The sequence below is a fragment of the Spiroplasma attinicola genome (assembly GCF_023509825.1).
Taxonomy (GTDB): domain Bacteria; phylum Bacillota_I; class Bacilli_A; order Mycoplasmatales; family VBWQ01; genus Spiroplasma_D; species Spiroplasma_D attinicola.
Genome location: NZ_JAKQXY010000001.1, coordinates 479,786 through 500,182, shown reverse-complemented (window position 1 = coordinate 500,182; position 20,397 = coordinate 479,786). Strand labels below are relative to the sequence as shown.

Genomic DNA, 20,397 nt, shown 5'->3' with positions numbered 1-20,397 from the left:
ATATTATTTTTTTGCTTTGTTTCTTTTAATATTTTTTTGCTTTTTTGATTGTTGTCTTACAGTTGCTTGATTTTTTGATTCAAGTACTAATGACACACTAACACTACTTGGAAGTTTAATACCACTTAAAGCATTTAAAGCTTTTTGAGATAACTTTGCAGTAATAATTCTCTTGTGAATTCTTCTTTCAAATTGTTCACGAGAATCTTTGTGTTTATGTGGTGAACGAAGAATTGTATACAACTCACGATGAGTTGGTAACGGAATCGGTCCTGACATTTCAACGTTTTCTTCTTTTAACGTATTAGTAAATTTTTTAACAATATCATCAAGTGCTTCTTGATCATATCCTACTAAACGAATTTTTACGCGATCTTCAATGATTGCCATTGATTGTTTCCTCCTATTAGAACAAATTATTGATAATTTTCTTTCAAAATATCAATGAAATAAAAGAACAATACAGGGTTATTTTTTTACTACAACTAATATTGGTGTATCAAAAAAGACACAAAACAACCATGCCTAGTAAGTATAGCATAGATACTATATATATGGGAAGAGCAAAAAGCAAATTTTTTCCTTTAATTTTTATTGATTTATCAAGTAAAAACAATAACAATCTTTTACTTAATTAAAAGTTCAACTAATTTAGTTTTTAATGCTTTAATTTTAACTAAATTATTTTCTAAATCGTATAATGTAGTTGTAATAACATTTGATTTTAAATTTGATTTTTTTAGTTTAATTAATTCTAATGATGAATTATTAATTCCTTGCATTGTAGTTCCGGTTGAAAGATATTCTTTTTGTAATTTAAAATCATCAGATAACATGAATCCTAAAATATGATCATGATATTCAGTTTTAAAGTTAAAGAAACCAGTTGAAAACACTTCTTTTGGTTTTTCTTTAAAATAAAAAATTTTATTTTCTCCGACAAGTTTAGAAAAAATAAATGAATCTTGTAATGGAGAGACATTTGCTCTAGAAGGAATTTTTCCAGAGAGATTAATTATTTTTTGATAATCAATTTCCAATTCACCAACAGCATTTGTGGCAAAATAATTTCTTTGTTCTTTATATTTATTTGATAATATTTTAATTACTGAATTAAAAACAACTTGGTGTTTATTATTTGAATAATTATAAAGATTAATTAGTAATTTAATTAATTTATTTTTAATCCTCATTATATTAATTTCAATGTTTTCTAATGGTTCAATAATAGCAATTAAGTTCTTCATATCAATTTGAACATTTTCTAAAGTGTCTATTCTAATACAATTTGAATACTTTAGAAAAAGCGTTTCATTTTGTTCAATAATGTCAATTATTTGATTTTGCATTTTAATATTAGGCAAATTTATTTCTTCGTTCATTAAATTAGGTCCATAAAAATGCTTTAATACAATACCAGTTCCTTTACTTGAAAAGATGTTTTTATTTTTGTATAAAAAATAAAAAAGATATTTATTTTTTACATATTTGTTATTTGGTTTAATATTTAAAATACCTCTATTAGCCATTACATTAATTTGTAAAATAGATGTAAGACCAATTGAACCGGATTTTGATCAAACAATTGTTCCTTTTTTAAATATTTGATTTTCATTTTTAGCTAAAGATTCGCCTAATGGTGATAAGTGATATTTTGTAAAATAAATATTCTCACCATGTACTAAATCAGCAACTTTTAATCAAGGCATACCATTTTCTGAAAAGTAATTCTCATTTGTGATTTCTGGATTAACATAGCCTTCTGTATAACTACAAATATTACTAAGTTTATTAATAATCATTATAAAAAAAATAAAAAATCATTTTTTCTTATATTTCTTTCATTATATGATTTTTAATTTAATAATTTATTTTTTTAAATTATTTAATTTTATATAAAAATTAAGTAAAATTAAACAAAGAGAGGTTTAATAATGATTATTAATAAACTTAAAGATTTATACAAAAATAAACCTGAATATGGTGCTTCTTTACCTGCTCTTAGAACAGGAAAGTATAAGTATGTTCGACAAACAGATTTGAAGAATAAATTTTTTCCCACATTTGTAAATTCTGGACCTTTATTAAAGAAGAACGATATATTAATTTCAAGAACTGGAGCAAATGCTGGAGAAACTTATATTCATGATTCTTATCAAGAATGTGTATTTGCAGGTTTTTTAGTTAGATATAATTTTGATGATTCAAAATTAAATAATAAATATTTCTATTATTGAACTAAAACTAATAAATACAAAAATCAATTAAAAAAACTCATTGAAGGTAGTGGTCAACCTCAATTTAATCCCTCAACTGTTTCAGAATTAAATATTTTTATTCCCACTATAGAACTACAACAAAAGATAATTGACATTATTGAACAAAATGAAACGCTTTTTCTAAAGTATTCAAATTGTATTAGAATAGACACTTTAGAAAATGTTCAAACTGACATGAAAAACTTAATAGAAATAGTTAAGCCTTTTGAATTATATGAAAATAAAATTTTGAATATAATAAAATTTATTGAAAAATCTTTTTTCTTTAGATCTTTTGAAATTAATAATTTTATTAAAGAAAATATAAATTGAAAATCTGCTGGTTATACATACAAATATTCTGATAAAAATTTACATGGAGTATATAAAATTTTTACTGTTAAAAATATTAATAATAAATTTAAATTTGAGAAAACAAATATAACAAAGAATAACTTAATTAACATTGGAGATGTTATTACAGGTTTATCTGGGACAATTGGAACTGCTTCTATAGTATATGAAAATAATTGAGTTTCAAATCAAAGAACCTTAGTTTTAAGAAGTAATATTCCTTTAAATATTAAAATTGCAATAATAAAACAAAATAACTTTCTAATAAAACATGCTACAGGAGCTGTACAAAAAAATATTACAATTGATGATATTTTAAATTTAAAAATGATTAAAAAAACTGCAAATGATGAATACATTAATGAATTTTATATAAAATTCTTAATTTTAAAAAATAAAATTAAAGAAATTAAAAAATCCATAATAAATCTTTTAATAAAATAATAATTTTTTCTATTTAGTCAATATTTCACTCATTTTTTTGATTTGTTTATTAATTAAATTTATTTGTTGTTTTAAATTTATTTCTAAAATAAAAATATTTTCAAAAATTATTTTTTGTTTAAAATCTAAAATTAATAAGTCTTTTTTTGAATTATTACTATGTTTAATAGTAATGCCAGTTTCATTTAATTTAATAATATTTTGATTAATTTTATGTTTAAGTGAATAATATATTTGTCAGTTAGGTATAGTTTTTGATTCAATTTTATATAAATATCCATTAAAGCCTAATAAATTGTTATTAACAAGACCAATATTACCATCTAGTGAAAGTGTTATATCTTTAGGAAAAATATTTGGTTCGTTATCACAATATTTATTGGGGTTATTATTTGCTGCAGATACATTTAAAAATAATGTTTTTCCTTCTAAAGAATTAGAAACTGACTCACCTTTAACAAAAATACAATTTTTATTCATTTTTTCTAAAATATTATATTGTTTTGATATTAGTTTTAAATATTTTGAAAAACAATTTGATTGATTAATTAAATTATTTTTAAGTATTTCTAGTGGTTTAACTATTTCTATTAAGTTTTTCATGTCAGTTTGAACATTTTCTAAAGTGTCTATTCTAATACAATTTGAATACTTTAGAAAAAGGAGTTCATTTTGTTCAATAATATCTATTATTTGTTTTTGAACTTTTAATGATGGTACAAAAATCAAAGTATTTTCTATATCTGAATTATAAAGTCTTTTTATTGTACCTCATTGAGTGCCTTTAAAAGGTTTTTTTGATAACCAATAATATGTATATTTTTTTATTAATTTTGATGTAGTTAATCAAACTATATTACTATCTTGAAAATAAGCTTCTTTACCATTAAATTCTATAACTTTACCTATTGTTCCACTACAACTAATTAATGAATCACCCAATTCTGGATATCTATATTTACTTTTTAAATATAAAAAAAGTTCTTTCTTGATAAACGAATCAGGTTTGTTTCCTAATGTTCCAATTTTATAAAATGGTATATCTCCATTTTTAGAAGTTTCTTTTGAAAAAACTCTTTTGCACATATTTATAGTTGCAATATCTTTAAGTTTGAAAACACCCATTATTGAACAAAAAAACAAGTTCTTTTTAATAGAACTTGTCGTATATTTTTTTATTTTGATCAATTGACAATTGTAAATATCTAAATGTTGTTTCAACTTTTTCATGACCTAATTGCATCATTACCATTTTAGGATTTGCTCCTTTTAAAAGTAAATGAGTTGCATGAGATCTTCTTATTGAATGAGGCGTATATTTTTTTCCTAAAATTTCTTTAGTTCATAATCTAATTGTTTTAGTTGTAACATTTCTTGTTTTAATTTTGCTTGTTGTTTCATAATTATGAAATACTTCTCTAATTTTATTTCCTTTGCCAATTATTGTTATTGTTTTCTTATTTATTGAAACAATTTGTTTTAATTCACAAGCTCTTAAACCCGTTTCAAATAGAAACCTAATTATCATTTTTTTATTAATTTTTTCCAAATTATCAATATCTTTAATTTCAGTTTTTGATAACAAATACTTTTTATTAAAGACAACCATAAATTTCTTTGGAATTCTAGGTAATTTCATTTCTTTTAACAATTCTAATCTTTTATCTTTAGATCATTTTAAATAAGAAGAAATTACATTATAGTGTGTTCAAACCGTATTAGGACTTTTAAAATAATAAGTTAATCTTTTTTTAATCAACCTAATATCTCTTAAATCATCTTTATAAATTTCTAAAATACTTTTATATGTAATAATTGTATTTTTAGAATATTTATTTCTTTTTAAATAATTTATATATTCTTTCATTTTTTTACCTCCAATAAAGTTATATAAGGTAAAATTAAATAATACAAAAGGAGAGTTCAATAATGGGTGTTATAAGTATTAAAAATGGAAAATCAAATACTGTTGATTCAAATTCTACAGGTAAATTTATATTTTTTGATAGATCAAAAGAAGCTAAAAAAAGTGATAAATTTTTATTTGATGGAGAGTATATAATTGTTCCTGGCGAAGGAGATTTTACTCCAAAATATTTTAATGGTAAGTTTGATTTGCACCAAAGAACTTATGCAATAAAATCTAACAATACAAATAAATTATTAAATAAATATTTATATTATTTTCTAATTAAATATTCAAATAATTTTAAAAAATATTCAGTAGGTTCTACAGTTCCTTCGTTAAGACTTTCTAGTTTTAATTGAGTAATAAATAATAAATTTGTTTCTTTAAAAGTTCAAAAACAAATAATAGATATTATTGAACAAAATGAAACGCTTTTTCTAAAGTATTCAAATTGTATTAGAATAGACACTTTAGAAAATGTTCAAATTGATATGAAGAACTTAATTGCTATTATTGAACCATTAGAAAATATGAATAAATTACTAAATTTAACTCTTCAAAAAACCATCTTACTTTTTGAAAAACACTACAATTTGCTTAAAGGCAATTTAATTAAATTCAAAAATATTGCAAAAATTATTATAGGAGGAACGCCTAGTACATCAAATAAATTATTGTGAGACGGAGAAATTCCCTGAATTAATTCAGGAAAATTAACTAATACTATTATTTCAAAAAAATCTGACAAAAAGATTACACAACTAGGTTTAACTAAAAGTGCATTAGCAAAAAAATATGATATATTATTTTCAATAATTGAACCAAGAATATCTAAAGTTTCCTTCGCAAGTGAAGTAACAGCTTTTAACCAATCAATAGCCAAAATCGAATCAAATCAAAAATTATTTTTTGAAATTAGAAATGCTATCAGTTATTTTAAATTAATAAAAAGTGGCTCTGCGCAACAATCAATTAATAAATCTTTAATTGAAAACACAGTATTAAAAATAGTAAATTTTAATTATTCTAATATATATAAATTTATTATTAAATTAAATGAACTTATAAATTATTACGATAATCTAATAACTAATTTTATAAAACTATTAATAAAAGAAAATAAGCATTAGACTTTTTCATCTTCTTCAAAGTTTAGTGCTTTTTGAATTGCTTCTTCTACTTTAGGAACCAATTCATTAAATTCTTTTAATAAATTTGAAATTTCACCTGATAATTGTTTAATTTCTTCTTTAACTTGTTTTTTATCAATTTCTTCTTCAAATATATCTACATATCGAGAAATATTTAAATTGAATTGATTCTTTTTAAGTTCTTCTAATGTCGCTAAATGAGCATATTTTTCTATCTCTTTCTTTGATGAGTATGCATCAACTATTTTTTTAATATGTTCATCTCTTAAGAAATTTTGTTTTTTACCCTTATCAAAATCATTGCTTGCATTAATAAAATAAACATCATTATTAACCTTATTTTTCTTAAAAACACATATACATGCTGCTATTGTTGTACCGTAAAATAAATTTTCAGGTAAACCAATTACAGTATCTAAATAATTTCTTGTTTCAACTAAATATTTTCTAATTACTTCTTCTGCGCCACCTCTAAATAATGGACCATGAGGTAAAACAACTGCCATGCATCCAGTTTGACTTAAATTATGTATCATATGTTCAACAAAAGCATAATCAGCATAAGATTTTGGTGCAAGTCTGCCAGCACCTGAAAATCGTTCATCTTTTTCCATCATTACATTTGGTTCTCAAATAGCACTAAAAGGCGGATTAGCAACAACAATATCCATCTTCCCATATTCTTTTTGATCTTCACTAGGATGCTTAAGAGTATCACCTTGATAAATAGAAAATTTATTAAAATCAATACTGTGAACTAATAAATTCATTTTTGCTAAATTACAAGTATTAGTTTTTAATTCTTGACCATAAATTTTTGCAAAATCAATATTTTTTTCTTTTAATTTATTAGCAACTTGAATTAATAATGAACCAGAACCACAAGTAGGATCACTAATAAATTTAACTTTTTCAAGATTTTCAGTAACAATTAAACTAAGTAATTTAGAAACTTGTTGAGGTGTATAAAATTCGCCAGCTTTTTTCCCACCACTAGCAGCAAATTGTCCAATTAAATATTCATATGCGTCACCAAGAACATCTATTTGACTATCTAAAAATTTAAAGTCAATATTATTTATTGACTTAATTAATTTAGCAATTAATTCTCCTTTATCTTTATATGTTTTTCCTAATTTTTCTGAAGCTAAATTAACATCATTAAATAAATTTGAAAGTTCTTCTTCGCTTTCTTTTCCTTTTGTTGAATCTGAATAATTCTTAAAAGCATCAGCTATTTTTTTTATTTCAAATTTTCCTTGCACTATATCAATAACAAGATTTTCAAATAAATATTCAGGTTCAATAAAATAACCCAATGCTAAACTTTCAATAGCAGCATTTCTGCATTCTCTTGGATCTTCTTTATAAAAATCTTTAACACTAATATGAAGCTTCTCATTAAATTCATTAACTTGATGTTCACTAATATATCTATAAAAAATCAAACCTAAAATATAATCCTTAAATTCATTAGCTTCCATTCCACTAGTGCTTCTAAGTGAATCTGCCATATTTCAAAGTTTCGCATGCAATTCATTTCTTTGCTTAATTTCTTGATTCATTATACAAATTTCTCCAACTTCCAAATATCTTTAATACATAATTATAGCATCGTATTTATTAAAAAAAGTTTTAATATCAATAGGTAAATTTTTAGACATATTTAAAATTTCTTTATAACCCATGTTTTTATTGTCTTTATTTAAATACATAATTTTTCTATTAAGTTCAACATCATCTTGATAAAAAGAATAATTCCCAATTATCTTTTCTAACTTTTTTCTATCAATATTATATTTTTTACTAATTTTTGTAATTTCTTGATTTCTTTCATAATTTATAAATTGTTCATATTTATTTATTGGATCTGAATACAACCCTTCTTCGTTTTCATTCATAAAAGAATCAACAAATTTTCTTATAAGTTTTTGTTTAGATTTATCATTAATTTCTAAAATTAATTTATTAATCTTAGAAATTGAATTCTTAGTACCTTTTTTATTTTTATGTTCATTTTGATAATTCTTTAATAATTCTACTAAATAATCAAAATTAACATTTACTCTACTTAATAAATTTATTTCAAAATCAATATCATTTAAAATTGATTCTCTTTTTAAATCTGGTTTAATTTCAATATAAATATCTTTATATGAACTTTGCATATTAAAATATGATTTCATTTTCATTTTTGTATTATTTATATTAAAATCCACATAATTCTTAATTTTATTATAAAAATGCATTAATTCTCGAAACGCTTTCACAAACTCAACCTTATTTATTTCAGACTTTGATGAACTAATTTTTCTATGGCATTCTAAACTATTTTCATAAGCATCATTTAATTTTTCTATTAAGATTTTTAATGGTTCCAATGTTACATCATTATAAACATCTTGATCATTATTAAAATGTGCTAATGCTGTATCCATAGTTTTTTTAGAAGTTTGGTAACAAATAATATTTCCACATATTTTTTGATCATCATACACTCTAATTGTTCTGGAAATAGCCTGTATTAAACCATGCATTTTCATTGATTTATCTAAATAAAGCGTATTACATCTTTTAAAATCCATTCCAGTAAGACATTTATCAACAACAAGTAAAATATCTAAATTTTTATTTCTAAAGTTATTTATTACATCTCTTTCATATTGATTATATATAGTAAGGTTAAAATTTGAGTTATTTTCAATTCTTCTATTATATTCTTCAATGATTTCAACCATTTTATCTTTAGCAATATCTAAATTATCATTTTCTTTAACTTCTTCATTAGGATTATATGAATAAATAGCAGCAATTTTTAGATTATTTTTATTACTTACTAGCAAATCATAATATTTAATTAATAAAGAAATTGATTGACAAGCAAATATTGCATTATATCTTCGCCCGACTGTTTTTTGTTCAAAATGTTTTAATACATCTTCAATTACAAGATTACACCTTTTATCATCAAGTAAAGCTTCTTCATAGTTAATTCCTTGTACAGTTTTATCCAATAAAACAGTTTCATCTCTTATTTTTACAGTTTTTATATAATCAATACACAGAGGCAAAACATTTCTATCACCTATAGCTTCTTTTAAAGTATAAGTGTGAACTGGTTTATTAAAATATAAAGAAGTAAGTTTTGCATTTTCATTTTTAGCATCTTCTTCATTAAAAATAGGTGTACCTGTAAATCCATAATAAAGGGCATTAGTAAAATAATCTTGAATAAGTTTTCGCATTTGACCTGCTTGTGATCTATGACATTCATCAAATATAAAAATTATTTTTTTATTTTTATATTCCTTTAATTCATTAACTTTACCCTTTAATATATAAGCTAATTTATTAATTGTTGAGATAATAAGTTTCTTGCTACTATTTTTTATATCTTTAATTAAAAAATTAGATTTTTTAATATTAGTAAAATCATCAATTGAAGAAGACATATAAGAATTAAAATCATCAATAGTTTTATCATCAAGATCTTTTCTATCTACTAGAAAAAATACTTTATCAATTTCTTTTTTTTGACTCATTTCAAAAGCAAATTTAAACGAAGTTAAAGTTTTACCTGAACCTGTAGAATGAAAACAATATCCATTTTTTTCATCTTTTAAGCATATTTTTTTTAATGCTTCAAAAGCATAAATTTGATATGGTCGCATAACATATAATTTTTTATCTTGCTTACTATCTATCATATATTCAAAAACTACTTTAAATAAAAATGGGCAAAAAAGAAAATTTTCTTCAAATTCATAGAGGGAATTCATCAATTTATTATTTTTATTTAATCAAAAAAATGAGTTGCTTTTCATTTTCATAACATCTAAATCATTATTAGCAAAATACTTGGTATTTTGTTCATTTGAAATAACAAATAACTGAACAAAGTTAAAAAGACCCATATAATTGTTATCTCTTTTATATCTTAAGACTTGATTAAATGCTTGATTAATCTCTACTCCGGGTTTTTTAAGTTCTATTTGAACAAAAGGAATTCCATTAATTAAAAGAGTAACATCAAATCTTCCAGAATATTTTCCTGCAACAGAAATTTGATGTGCAACTTCAAAATTATTTTTTTCAATATCATTAACATCAACTAATTTTAAATAAAGTGTATGACCATTTCTTTTAATTATATCTATTCTTGCATTTCTTAATAATTGAGATGCTTCAAAAATAGATTGCTTTTCAAGATAAACAACTATTTCATTAAATTCACTATCTGTCAAAAATGTATTATTTAAAACATCTTTATTAATTAAATTAATTTTTTCTCTAAAATTTAATAATAATTCTTCATAAGAAGATAAACTATTAAACCTATATCAATTTGTAGTTATAACCTCTATGAATTTTTTCTCTACATCATACTCATTTGTATAATCTTCATTCTTCATAAATTTCTCCTTAATTTTAACCTAATAAATGAAAAAATATTATGTATTAAATTTCTTAATTATGGTAATTTTACTACTAAACTTTTATACAGTACAAGAATTTTATTTATTATGTAAATTAAAATCTTGTAAAAACTTATTCTTAATATATAATTAGCAAACTATTTATTTTACTTGTAATAAAAGAAAATAATAATGTTAGAATACGAATTTCTAGTATAATTAAACATATATAGGAGCCAAGTTATGGAAGAAAAACAAAATTATATAATCGTTAAAGGTGCCCGAGAACATAATCTAAAAAATATTAATATCAACATTCCGAAAAATAAACTTGTTGTAATTACAGGAGTTTCAGGAAGTGGTAAATCTTCATTAGCTTTTAATACCATTTATGCTGAAGGAAGAAGAAGATATGTCGAATCGTTGTCTGCTTATGCTAGACAATTTTTGGGTAATAGTGAAAAACCTGATGTTGATTCAATTGATGGTTTGGCACCAGCAATCTCAATTGATCAAAAAACAACTAGCACAACCCCAAGATCAACCGTTGGCACAGTAACAGAAATTTATGACTACTTAAGATTATTATATGCTCGGGTTGGAACCCCTTATTGTAAAAATGGTCATGGAATTATTAGTCATCAAACTTTGAAAGAAATGATTAAACAAATTCAAACTTTAAAACCAAATACAAGAATGGAAATTTTAGCACCAATTGTCACAAGCAAAAAGGGAACTCATCAAGACTTATTGGCACAATTAAAAAAAGAAAATTTCTTACGAGTAAAAATTGATAACAAAATTTATAACTTAGATGAAGAAATTGAACTAAATAAAAATACAAGACACGATATTGATATTGTTATTGATCGAATTGTTTATCATACTGATGATGAAACAATTTCTAGAATTCATGATGCTTTAGAAGTTGCTTTAAATCAAAGTAATGGTTTAGCAAAAGTGACAGTTAGTGAGCCCGATGAAACTTGATTGTTTTCACAAAAGTACGCTTGTAAAGTTTGCGGTTTTGCCTTACCTGATTTAGAACCACGCTTATTTTCTTTTAATGCTCCTGCTGGCGCTTGCCCTGAATGTAAGGGAATTGGTATGCGTTTAGAAGTTGATGAAAATCTAATTATGCCTGATATGAAATTATCAATTAATCAAGGTGGCATTGAATATTTTAAAAATCTTGTTAATACTACTAATTTAGAGTGACAAAAATTACAAGTTTTATGTCATCATTATTTAATTGATTTAAATCAACCACTAAATACTTTGAGTAAAGAACAAATTCAAGTTATTATGCGTGGGAGCCAAGAACCAATTAGCTACACTTTAACTTCTGCTAACGGCCGTAAATATCCTAATCATGATTATATTGAAGGAATTGCTACCGCAATTGAACGCCGTTATTTAGAAACAACTAGTGATTTTGCTCGTGAATATTATCGTAAATTTATGGAACAAAAAATTTGTGTTACTTGTAAGGGCTCAAGATTGAACCAAGATGTTTTAAGTGTCAAACTTAGCACAATTTTAAAAGGTAAAAATACATTATTAAATATTAGTCAGTTAACTAATTTAGATATTGAAGAAAATTTAGAAGCAATTAGTCATCTTGAGTTATCAGAAAATCAAAAAGAAATTGCTCGTTTAGTATTAGATGAAATAAATAAACGATTGAATTTCTTAATTAATGTTGGCTTGAATTATTTAAATTTGGCAAGAAGTGCTCAAACCCTTTCAGGTGGTGAATCACAACGAATTCGTTTGGCAACCCAAATTGGTGCCCAATTAACAGGTGTTCTATATGTTTTAGATGAACCATCAATTGGACTACATCAAAGAGATAATAATAAATTAATTGCAACCTTAAAAACAATGCGTGATTTAGGAACAACTTTATTAGTAGTTGAACACGATGAAGATACAATGTTAGCATCTGATTGATTAATTGATGTCGGACCAAAAGCAGGAATTCATGGTGGGAAAATTGTCGCTGAAGGAACTCCAGAACAAATAATGGAAAATCCAAAATCAATTACTGGACAATACTTAGTTGGCAAAAAATTTATTGAACTACCAAAAACTCGTCGTGGTGGCAATGGTCAAGTTTTAGAAATACAAAATGTTACTGCTAACAACTTAAATAATTTAACAGTTAAATTTCCTTTAGGAAAGTTTATTTGTGTTACAGGAGTTTCAGGAAGTGGTAAATCAACTTTAGTTAACTCAGTTTTATATAATGATCTTCATAAAATTTTAACTAAAAAACAAAAAACAAGTAGCACAATCAAAGGTTACGAAAATGTTGATAAAATTATTGCTATTTCTCAAGATCCAATCGGTCGAACACCAAGAAGTAATCCAGCAACTTATACCTCAGTTTTTGATGACATTCGTGATTTATTTGCTAGCAGTCCTGAAGCTAAAGTTCGTGGTTATAGTAAAAGTCGGTTTTCATTTAATGTTCCTGGCGGGCGCTGCGAAAGATGTAACGGTGATGGTGTCATTAAAATTTCAATGCATTTTTTACCTGATGTTTATGTTGCCTGTGAAATTTGTGATGGTAAACGATATAATAGTGAAACTTTACAAGTTAAATATAAAGGAAAAAATATTTATGATGTTCTAGAAATGCCAGTTGAAGCTGCTTTAGTATTCTTTACTAATCATCCAAAAATTAATAAGAAACTAACAGTCTTAGAAGAAGTAGGTTTGGGCTATATTAAACTTGGTCAACAAGCAACAGAATTATCAGGTGGCGAAGCACAAAGAATTAAATTAGCTGCTCATTTACAAAAAAGAGCTACTGGTAAAACAATGTATATTCTTGATGAACCAACAACTGGTTTACATATTGATGACATTAAAAAACTAATTAAAGTTTTAAACCAAATCGCTAATAATGGTGATACTGTTATTGTTATTGAACATAATTTAGAAGTAATTAAAGTTGCTGATTATATTATTGATTTAGGCCCAGAAGGTGGTAAATATGGTGGAAAAATTATTGCTACAGGAACCCCAGAACAAGTAATTACTAATGAAAAATCTTATACTGGCCAATTCCTAAAACCAATTCTTGCTCGTGATCTAAAAAGAAAATAATTTTTAAGTAAATAATTAAAATAGAATATTAATAAATATATTTATATTATGTCTTAGCGGTAAGACATACCTATCAAGGTCATTTATTAAGTAACTTAGATTTTTCTTAAAATCTATTGAAAAACCCCTTTAATATAAAGGGGTTTTTATATTAATTTTTTAACTCTTAAATATCGATACAAATATGATATTAGATAATTTTTATTTTATCTTTAATTCTTATTTTTAATCTAAAAATAACATTGATATTATCTAGATTAAAAAATAAGAATATGTTATAGTAGTTTAAAGAAGTTAAGTTGGACTTTTTATTACTGACTTAAATTCTGGGGGGAGAAAGTGGTGTGGTAACTAAACACCCCCCCCAGATGGGCTTTCAAAAATGAAGGTCCATTTTTTAATATCAAAAATTAAAAATCAAAAAAATACAGATCAAAAAAAACTATGATATTATACTAATTAACAAAAGAAGGGGGTATAAATAATGAAAAAAATCTTAACAACAATTGGATTAACTAGTCTTGCAAGCATGACAATTGGAAACATAGCAATATCAACAACTTCATCAGCACAAAATAAACAAGAAATTAATGCAACTGCACAAATTAATCCTACTGAGTGACATTTTAAAGAACAAAGTATTCACACAGAAATAGCATGAAACGAATATATTTACTGTGCAATTGATAATATTAATTTAACTGCTATTGGCATTAAAGATCTTACTCAATTACATAAATATAATGTAATTGATGTCCCTGATTTAAAAATTGAATATAGATTCAATGATATTCTTAAAATTAATGGTGATAAATGAAAAACTAATCGTAACCTTGGTTCAGAAGATTGATATCACCAATATTCAGAATGAATTGGAGAAAGAGGAGCAGATCTTTATACTGCTTCAACATTATGATATGATCAATCTGGTAACTTAATGATGCGTTTAGCATATAAAATTGCATTTGGTTCTTATTGAGCGCCAGACTATGCCCGTGTTAGTATTGATACTGGTTCTCTAGTTTTATTTTATTAAAATCAATTTAGAAAAACTTAAAGTTGTAATCATAAATCTAATGGTATAAAAAAATATATCATTGGATTTTTACTTTAAAAATAAAACATGATACTATACTAATCAATAAGAAAGGAGGATGTATATACTTAATTAAAAAGGAGAATATAAATTATGAAAAAATTCTTAATGACAATTGGATTAATTATCCTTGCAGGTATGACAGTTGGAAACATAGCAACATCAGCAACTTCATCAGAGCAAAACAAACAAGAAACTATCAATGCTAATCAAACCGATTATGATTACATATGAAGATTTCAAGAACAGTCTGTTAGAAAAACTGTCAAACCACACGAGTATGCTGCTTTTGGAATTTACGGTATTAATGTAACTGCTATTTCAGGAGTCCATGAATTTCCAGAGTTAACATCACTCTTTGAAGGATTTGAAGTTCCTGGTTTAAAGGTTGCCTATCGAGGATATAATGGTCAAACTTTCTTACTTACAAAAGATACTTGAAAAATTGGTAGTATTTTACCAGGCCAAGAATCTTGATATGAAAAACAAGATATAAAATTATCATCAACTATGAGAATATATCTTACTGCTCGCTCTACAGTTTGATTTAAATGAGAGAACAACGAAAGACAACTTATGTTGGATTTAGAATATCGAGGTTATATTGACGATACTCCAAATAATTATTATGGTGAAATTGCAGCTATAACTGGTTCTGAAGTGCGAATGGTTTATTAAAAAACAAAATTTAATATTAAAAAAATGTTATCTCGGTTGAGATAACATTTTTAATTAATTATTACAACTTTAATTTGATTTTTCAGTTTATTAACGAGTGATAAATCACCAATTCCTTGACTAAAAGCAGTTGCAGCACCTGCTGCTGTCGCAATTTGTAAACTTATTTTTGGATCGGTAGTTTCAAGATATGTTGCAAGAAAACCTGCTACCATTGAATCACCTGCTCCAACAGAATTGATTAGATTACCACTAGCAGCATTAGCAAAATAATTTCCTTTAGTTGCAGTAACTAAAATACTACCTTCTTTACCATTGCTAATCAAAACATTTTGAGCACCTTGTGCTAATAATTTTTGTCCTAGTTCAATCACTGCTTTTTGATTATCAAAATGATAATTAGTATTAAAAATTTCATTTAATTCAGCTAAATTAGGTTTAATTAATAATGGTCGGTATTGTAGAGTTGGAATTAAATTAACTTTTGTTGTGTCAATTGCAAAAGCAATTTTTTGTTTAAAACAAAATTCAGCAATACTTTGATATAAACAATTATTTGCTCCAGAAGCAATTGAGCCAGCAATCATTAAAAAATCATCTTTTTTTAAATGTTTTTTTAATAAAGTGAGAATTGCTTTTTCATCATTTTTATTAACATTAAACCCTAAACAATTTAACTCTGTTTCTTGATTATTATTTAAATCTTTAATTTTTAAATTAATTCTTACTTGTCCTGGGACAATATGAAAATCATTATTAACTTTCTCTTTTGCTAAATAAGTCTCAAATTGATGATGATAATCTTTACCCATAAAACCTAAAGCAGTATTATTAAAACCTAAATGTTTTAGCATTATCGAAACATTAATTCCTTTGCCACCAAGAATTTGATACTGTTCAATTGCTTTATTAGTAGCATCTAAGGTAAAGTTCTTAGTACTAATCATTTGATCAATTGCCGGATTTAAAGTTAATGTATAAATCATTGTGTTATTTCCTTATTTTAAAATTAATTTACCTTTTTTAATTGCACTCATTCTTCAAAAACCAAGAATAGAAGCACTAATCAAAGCACCAACAACTAAAGCAACAATTGTAATTGCAATAGCAACACCAATTGAGCCGCCTTGGGTTGGCATTTTAAATCAGTTTGAACCATTATCTTGAATATTTAATAATGGAAAGACAAATACCCCCCCGTGCGGAGCACTTAAGGTAATACCAAAACCAGCTAGGATCGCACCTGTAACACCACTACCAACAACAGAAGCAGGAATTACTCGTTTTGGATCTTCTGCTGCATAAGGAATTGCTCCTTCAGTAATAAAGCAAGCAGCTAAGAATCAGTTCGTATTTCCACCATCAATATCTTTTGCAGATCAATATTTTTTAAAAATTCTTGTTGATAACGCAATTGCTAAAGGTGGTACCATTCCTGCTACCATTGCAGCAGCCATAAAAGTTGTTCCACCATTACTTGAACGAATTGATTCATAAGCAGTTTGACTAGCATCAATTGTTACTGTTCCAAAAACATAAGCAGCCTTATTAATTGGACCACCCATATCAACAGCCATCATAATTCCAATAATTAATCCAGCAAGAGCACTTAAATTATATTCTGATAAATATTTTAATCCTAAACCTAAACCATAATTTAGATAACCTAAAGGAATATTAATTGCAAACATAATTACTCCAGCTGCTAATGCAGTAACAACTGGTACAAAAACAATATCTTTAACACCTCGTAATGATTTTGGTGTTTTTTTCAAAACTTTTGTTAAACCATAAACAACAAAGGCTACTAAATAAGCACCAATAATAGCGCCAAAAAAACCGGAGTTAAAATTCTTAATACTATCAGGAAAAATTCGTCCTCAAGTATTTTCTCAGCCAGCACCACCATCATCTTTATATAACATTGCGGGAGCATTAGCGACCAATCCACAAACCATTCCCGGTAATAACCCTTGTGGGCCAACGATTGAATAACAAATATAAGCTCCTAAAATTGGAATCATCATTGAGAAAATAACTTTTCCTAAACCAGAAAATCAAGCAGCAGCACCTCTAGTAACACCAAAGTTACCACCTGAATTACCACTATCAATTAAGAATCCAATTCCTAAAATAATTCCACCAGCAACAACAAAAGGTAACATTCGTGAAACACCACCTAATAAGTTTCGTGTTACATGTTTGAAGTTATCAAATGAAAAATCAACTGCTTCTCCTTCTTTAGCAGCTTGATTAATTGTTGTTAATTTCCCAGTCTTATTTAAATAATCATTAATTAACTTTTTACTGTCTAAAATCGCTTCTTTTGTTCCTACTTGAATAACTTCTTTACCATTAAAACGATCTAAACCTGTTAAAGCTTTATCATTAGCAAAAATAATTACCTTAGCATTAGCAATATCTTCAGCAGTCAAAACATCTTCATTACCACTACGACCTTGAGTTTCAACTTTACATGTCATCTTTAATTCTTTGGCGGCTTCAAGAATTTTTTCTTTTGCCATATAAGTATGAGCAATTCCAGTTGGACAAGCAGTAATTGCAATTACTTCTGGAGATTTTTTTGTTGTTGTTTTGTTTACAGTTTTAGCTCCAGAATCTTTTTCAATTGCCATTCTTTTCTCCTTTCACTTTTCAAATTCATATATTATATGTTAATTTTATAATATCATATAATTATTAAATCAGATAACTTTAAATTTTATTACATTACAACTATCAGCTTAAAAAAAGCAATATCATTTTATCAAAAATAATATAAAATAAGTTTACCCTTATGAAAGGCACAAAATATTATGAGAAAACTTTTATTAATTTTTGCTGGTCTTGAATTAGCAAGTTCAATTATTTTATTAAATCTTAGTTTAATTAATCAAACACCTAATAAAACAATTATTGATAATTCTGTTAATTATCATCAATTATATGTTGTCGGTGATAGTTTATCAGATAATGGCGCAGTAGTTGGTGCTGGTAGTGAAATTTTAAAAACAATAATTGGACATGGCTTTACTATGGATGATCCATTTTATCAAAATCACTCATTTTCTAATGGCAAAGTCGCAGTTGAAATTTTAGCAGATAAACTAGAATTAAATTTAGATGCCGGCTGAAATTTTGATTTTTATTCTAAAACATATAATCATATTGGTAATAATTATGCTCTTGGTGGTGCACACGCATCCGAACTGCCAACAACAGACCTTCAAGGAATGTTTTTTAATAACTTTACCATTAATAAACAAGTTGATGCTTTATTACAACAACATAAAATTGAAGATGATGATTTAACTTTTTTTCAAATTGGAAGCAATGATTTTATGTCAGAAATCTTAGAAACTTCATCAAGTACTGAACAAGAATCAATAATACAAAACCTTCTTAGTGATCAGCAAAGTGCTTTGAAAAAATTAATTATAAATGGTAATAAACATATTTTAGTAATGAATACACCAGACTTAGGAAAAATTCCTCGATATCGTGGTAGTACTAAAGCAATACTAGCATCAAATTTAACTGCTCATTATAATCAATTATGATTAAATATGATTGCTAATTTGAAAGTAGAGTATCCGCATTATATTAAAGTTTTTGATGTTTACAAGCAATTTAATCAATTATTAATTGATTTTGCACAACAAGGTGTAAATATTGAACAAGGTGCTACTGATTATAATCTTGATTTAAATGCTCTTCTAAACGGTAAAATCACACCAAAATATAATCAAGGAGTTAACTTTGAAACTATTAATAATCACTTCTTTTTTGATTTTGTTCACCCAACTGAACTTGTTCATGCAAAAGTAGGAGAAATGTTATACGATATAGTACAAGAAACTTGATAATTTAAAGATTATTCATAAATAAAAAACTTGGTTATTTTAAATATTTTAACCAAGTTTTTTAATTTCTTATCTTAACTAATTAAGATAAAACATATCCTTACGAGTTAATCAAAGTTTTAACGATCATCACCATTGTTAATTGTACCCTTAACAATAACATACTGACATTTTCTTAAAGCCATTAATTCTTTACCTCCAGCATAAGAAATTGCTGACTGTAAATCTTCTTCCATTTCTTGATAAGTATGAGCAATTGGCCCTTTATAAGAAACCAGAATCTTTTTTCCTTCAATATTTTTGGCTTCAACTTTATTGAAAACACTAGCTGATCCATAATATTCTTTATATTTTTTGCCATTATTAACTACTAATTTTCCTGGTGATTCATCATGACCAGATAAAATACTTCCCGCCATTACCATATCGGCACCAAAACAAATTGCTTTAGCAATATCACCATTACAACGAATACCACCATCAGCAATTAATGGTTTTTTAGCAACTTTGCTTAAATCTTGCAAAGCATTTAATTGTCAACCACCAGTTCCAAAACCAGTTTTTAATTTCGTAATACAAACTTTCCCTGGTCCAACACCAACTTTTAAAGCATCAGCACCTCATGCTTCTAAATCTTTAACAGCTTCTGCACTCATAATATTACCAGCAATAACAAATGGTTTAATTTTAGTATTCTTAAAAGTTGTTTTAATAAACTTCAACATATCTTCCATAACTAAACTATGACCATGAGCAATATCAATTGTAATAAAATCAGGAATTAAGTCTAATTTTTTTAATTCTAATAATAAGTCTTTATGTTCTTTTTTAACACCAACACTAATTGAAACAAATAAATTAGCTTGCTTCATCATTTTAACAAAAGCAATTTGATCAATATTAAAACGATGCATAACATAAAAATAATTATTTTTTGCTAATCAAAAACAAAGTTTTTCATCAACAACAGCACTCATATTAGCAGGAACAACGGGAATTTTAAATTTAAAACCATTTAATTGCACACTAGGATTACATTCTCTTCTTGAACTAACTAAACATTTATTAGCAATTAAATTAATGTCTTCAAAATCAAATTTTATGTCCATATATTT

General features: G+C 25.4%; 15 protein-coding genes and 1 pseudogene. 7 read left to right on the top strand and 9 right to left on the bottom strand.

Translation table 4 applies throughout. The features are described 5' to 3' along the window. Nucleotides 1–81 precede the first annotated feature (81 nt). Nucleotides 82–390: pseudogene (gene rpsJ, locus LT335_RS02365) on the bottom strand (30S ribosomal protein S10); the annotation flags it as partial. Here rpsJ and LT335_RS02360 point away from each other — a divergent pair. Beyond that, nucleotides 380–529 carry a hypothetical protein gene (locus tag LT335_RS02360; RefSeq protein WP_249728379.1) on the top strand — a complete coding sequence of 50 codons (150 nt, stop codon included), beginning with the start codon at nt 380–382 and terminating at the stop codon, nt 527–529. The pseudogene rpsJ and the gene LT335_RS02360 overlap by 11 nt on opposite strands. Nucleotides 530–626: 97 nt before the next feature. On the opposite strand, the gene LT335_RS02355 is transcribed toward LT335_RS02360, so the two are convergent. Further along, nucleotides 627–1,802, bottom strand: coding sequence for a restriction endonuclease subunit S (locus LT335_RS02355; RefSeq protein WP_249728377.1), 1,176 nt, complete (start codon nt 1,800–1,802; stop codon nt 627–629). Between the two features lie 132 nt (nt 1,803–1,934). Here LT335_RS02355 and LT335_RS02350 point away from each other — a divergent pair, with 132 nt between their 5' ends. After that, entirely contained in the window at nt 1,935–3,056 is a 1,122-nt protein-coding gene (locus tag LT335_RS02350; protein WP_249728376.1) for a restriction endonuclease subunit S, read from the top strand. 9 nt (nt 3,057–3,065) lie between these two features. On the opposite strand, the gene LT335_RS02345 is transcribed toward LT335_RS02350, so the two are convergent. Both LT335_RS02345 and LT335_RS02340 read right to left on the bottom strand, forming a co-directional pair. Continuing rightward, complete coding sequence (locus LT335_RS02345; RefSeq protein ID WP_249728374.1) at nt 3,066–4,181, bottom strand: restriction endonuclease subunit S; 1,116 nt, start codon at nt 4,179–4,181, stop codon at nt 3,066–3,068. A gap of 25 nt (nt 4,182–4,206) precedes the next feature. After that, nucleotides 4,207–4,923, bottom strand: a complete 717-nt coding sequence (locus LT335_RS02340) for a tyrosine-type recombinase/integrase (protein WP_249728372.1) — start codon at nt 4,921–4,923, stop codon at nt 4,207–4,209. A gap of 62 nt (nt 4,924–4,985) precedes the next feature. Here LT335_RS02340 and LT335_RS02335 point away from each other — a divergent pair, with 62 nt between their 5' ends. Then, nucleotides 4,986–6,095 carry a restriction endonuclease subunit S gene (locus LT335_RS02335; RefSeq protein WP_249728370.1) on the top strand — a complete coding sequence of 370 codons (1,110 nt, stop codon included), beginning with the start codon at nt 4,986–4,988 and terminating at the stop codon, nt 6,093–6,095. Here LT335_RS02335 and LT335_RS02330 read toward each other — a convergent pair. Both LT335_RS02330 and LT335_RS02325 read right to left on the bottom strand, forming a co-directional pair. Further along, nucleotides 6,092–7,681, bottom strand: a complete 1,590-nt coding sequence (locus tag LT335_RS02330; protein ID WP_249728368.1) for a type I restriction-modification system subunit M — start codon at nt 7,679–7,681, stop codon at nt 6,092–6,094. The two genes, LT335_RS02335 and LT335_RS02330, sit on opposite strands and share 4 nt — an antisense overlap. Before the next feature lie 30 nt (nt 7,682–7,711). After that, on the bottom strand, nt 7,712–10,528 hold the full coding sequence (locus tag LT335_RS02325; RefSeq protein WP_249728366.1) for a type I restriction endonuclease subunit R: 2,817 nt from the start codon (nt 10,526–10,528) through the stop codon (nt 7,712–7,714). Nucleotides 10,529–10,774: 246 nt separating this feature from the next. Between LT335_RS02325 and uvrA the strand changes: the two genes are divergently transcribed. The 3 genes from uvrA (at nt 10,775) to LT335_RS02310 (ending at nt 15,419) form a co-directional block, all read left to right on the top strand. Next, nucleotides 10,775–13,645: an excinuclease ABC subunit UvrA gene (gene uvrA, locus LT335_RS02320; RefSeq protein WP_249728364.1), complete on the top strand. Its 2,871-nt coding sequence runs from the start codon at nt 10,775–10,777 to the stop codon at nt 13,643–13,645. Between the two features lie 484 nt (nt 13,646–14,129). Continuing rightward, nucleotides 14,130–14,681, top strand: coding sequence for a hypothetical protein (locus LT335_RS02315; protein WP_249728363.1), 552 nt, complete (start codon nt 14,130–14,132; stop codon nt 14,679–14,681). A 153-nt stretch (nt 14,682–14,834) separates the two neighbouring features. Beyond that, nucleotides 14,835–15,419 carry a hypothetical protein gene (locus LT335_RS02310; RefSeq protein WP_249728361.1) on the top strand — a complete coding sequence of 195 codons (585 nt, stop codon included), beginning with the start codon at nt 14,835–14,837 and terminating at the stop codon, nt 15,417–15,419. Nucleotides 15,420–15,469: 50 nt separating this feature from the next. Here LT335_RS02310 and pfkB read toward each other — a convergent pair whose 3' ends face one another. Together pfkB and LT335_RS02300 are read right to left on the bottom strand one after the other, a co-directional pair. Beyond that, on the bottom strand, nt 15,470–16,405 hold the full coding sequence (gene pfkB, locus LT335_RS02305; RefSeq protein ID WP_249728359.1) for a 1-phosphofructokinase: 936 nt from the start codon (nt 16,403–16,405) through the stop codon (nt 15,470–15,472). 12 nt (nt 16,406–16,417) lie between these two features. After that, entirely contained in the window at nt 16,418–18,055 is a 1,638-nt protein-coding gene (locus LT335_RS02300) for a fructose-specific PTS transporter subunit EIIC (protein ID WP_249728358.1), read from the bottom strand. Nucleotides 18,056–18,235: 180 nt separating this feature from the next. On the opposite strand from LT335_RS02300, the gene LT335_RS02295 reads away from it, so the two are divergent. Then, on the top strand, nt 18,236–19,285 hold the full coding sequence (locus LT335_RS02295) for an SGNH/GDSL hydrolase family protein (protein WP_249728356.1): 1,050 nt from the start codon (nt 18,236–18,238) through the stop codon (nt 19,283–19,285). Between the two features lie 116 nt (nt 19,286–19,401). On the opposite strand, the gene LT335_RS02290 is transcribed toward LT335_RS02295, so the two are convergent. Continuing rightward, nucleotides 19,402–20,391 (bottom strand): GMP reductase, encoded by a 990-nt coding sequence (locus LT335_RS02290; RefSeq protein ID WP_249728355.1) that lies wholly within the window; start codon nt 20,389–20,391, stop codon nt 19,402–19,404. Nucleotides 20,392–20,397: the final 6 nt, after the last annotated feature.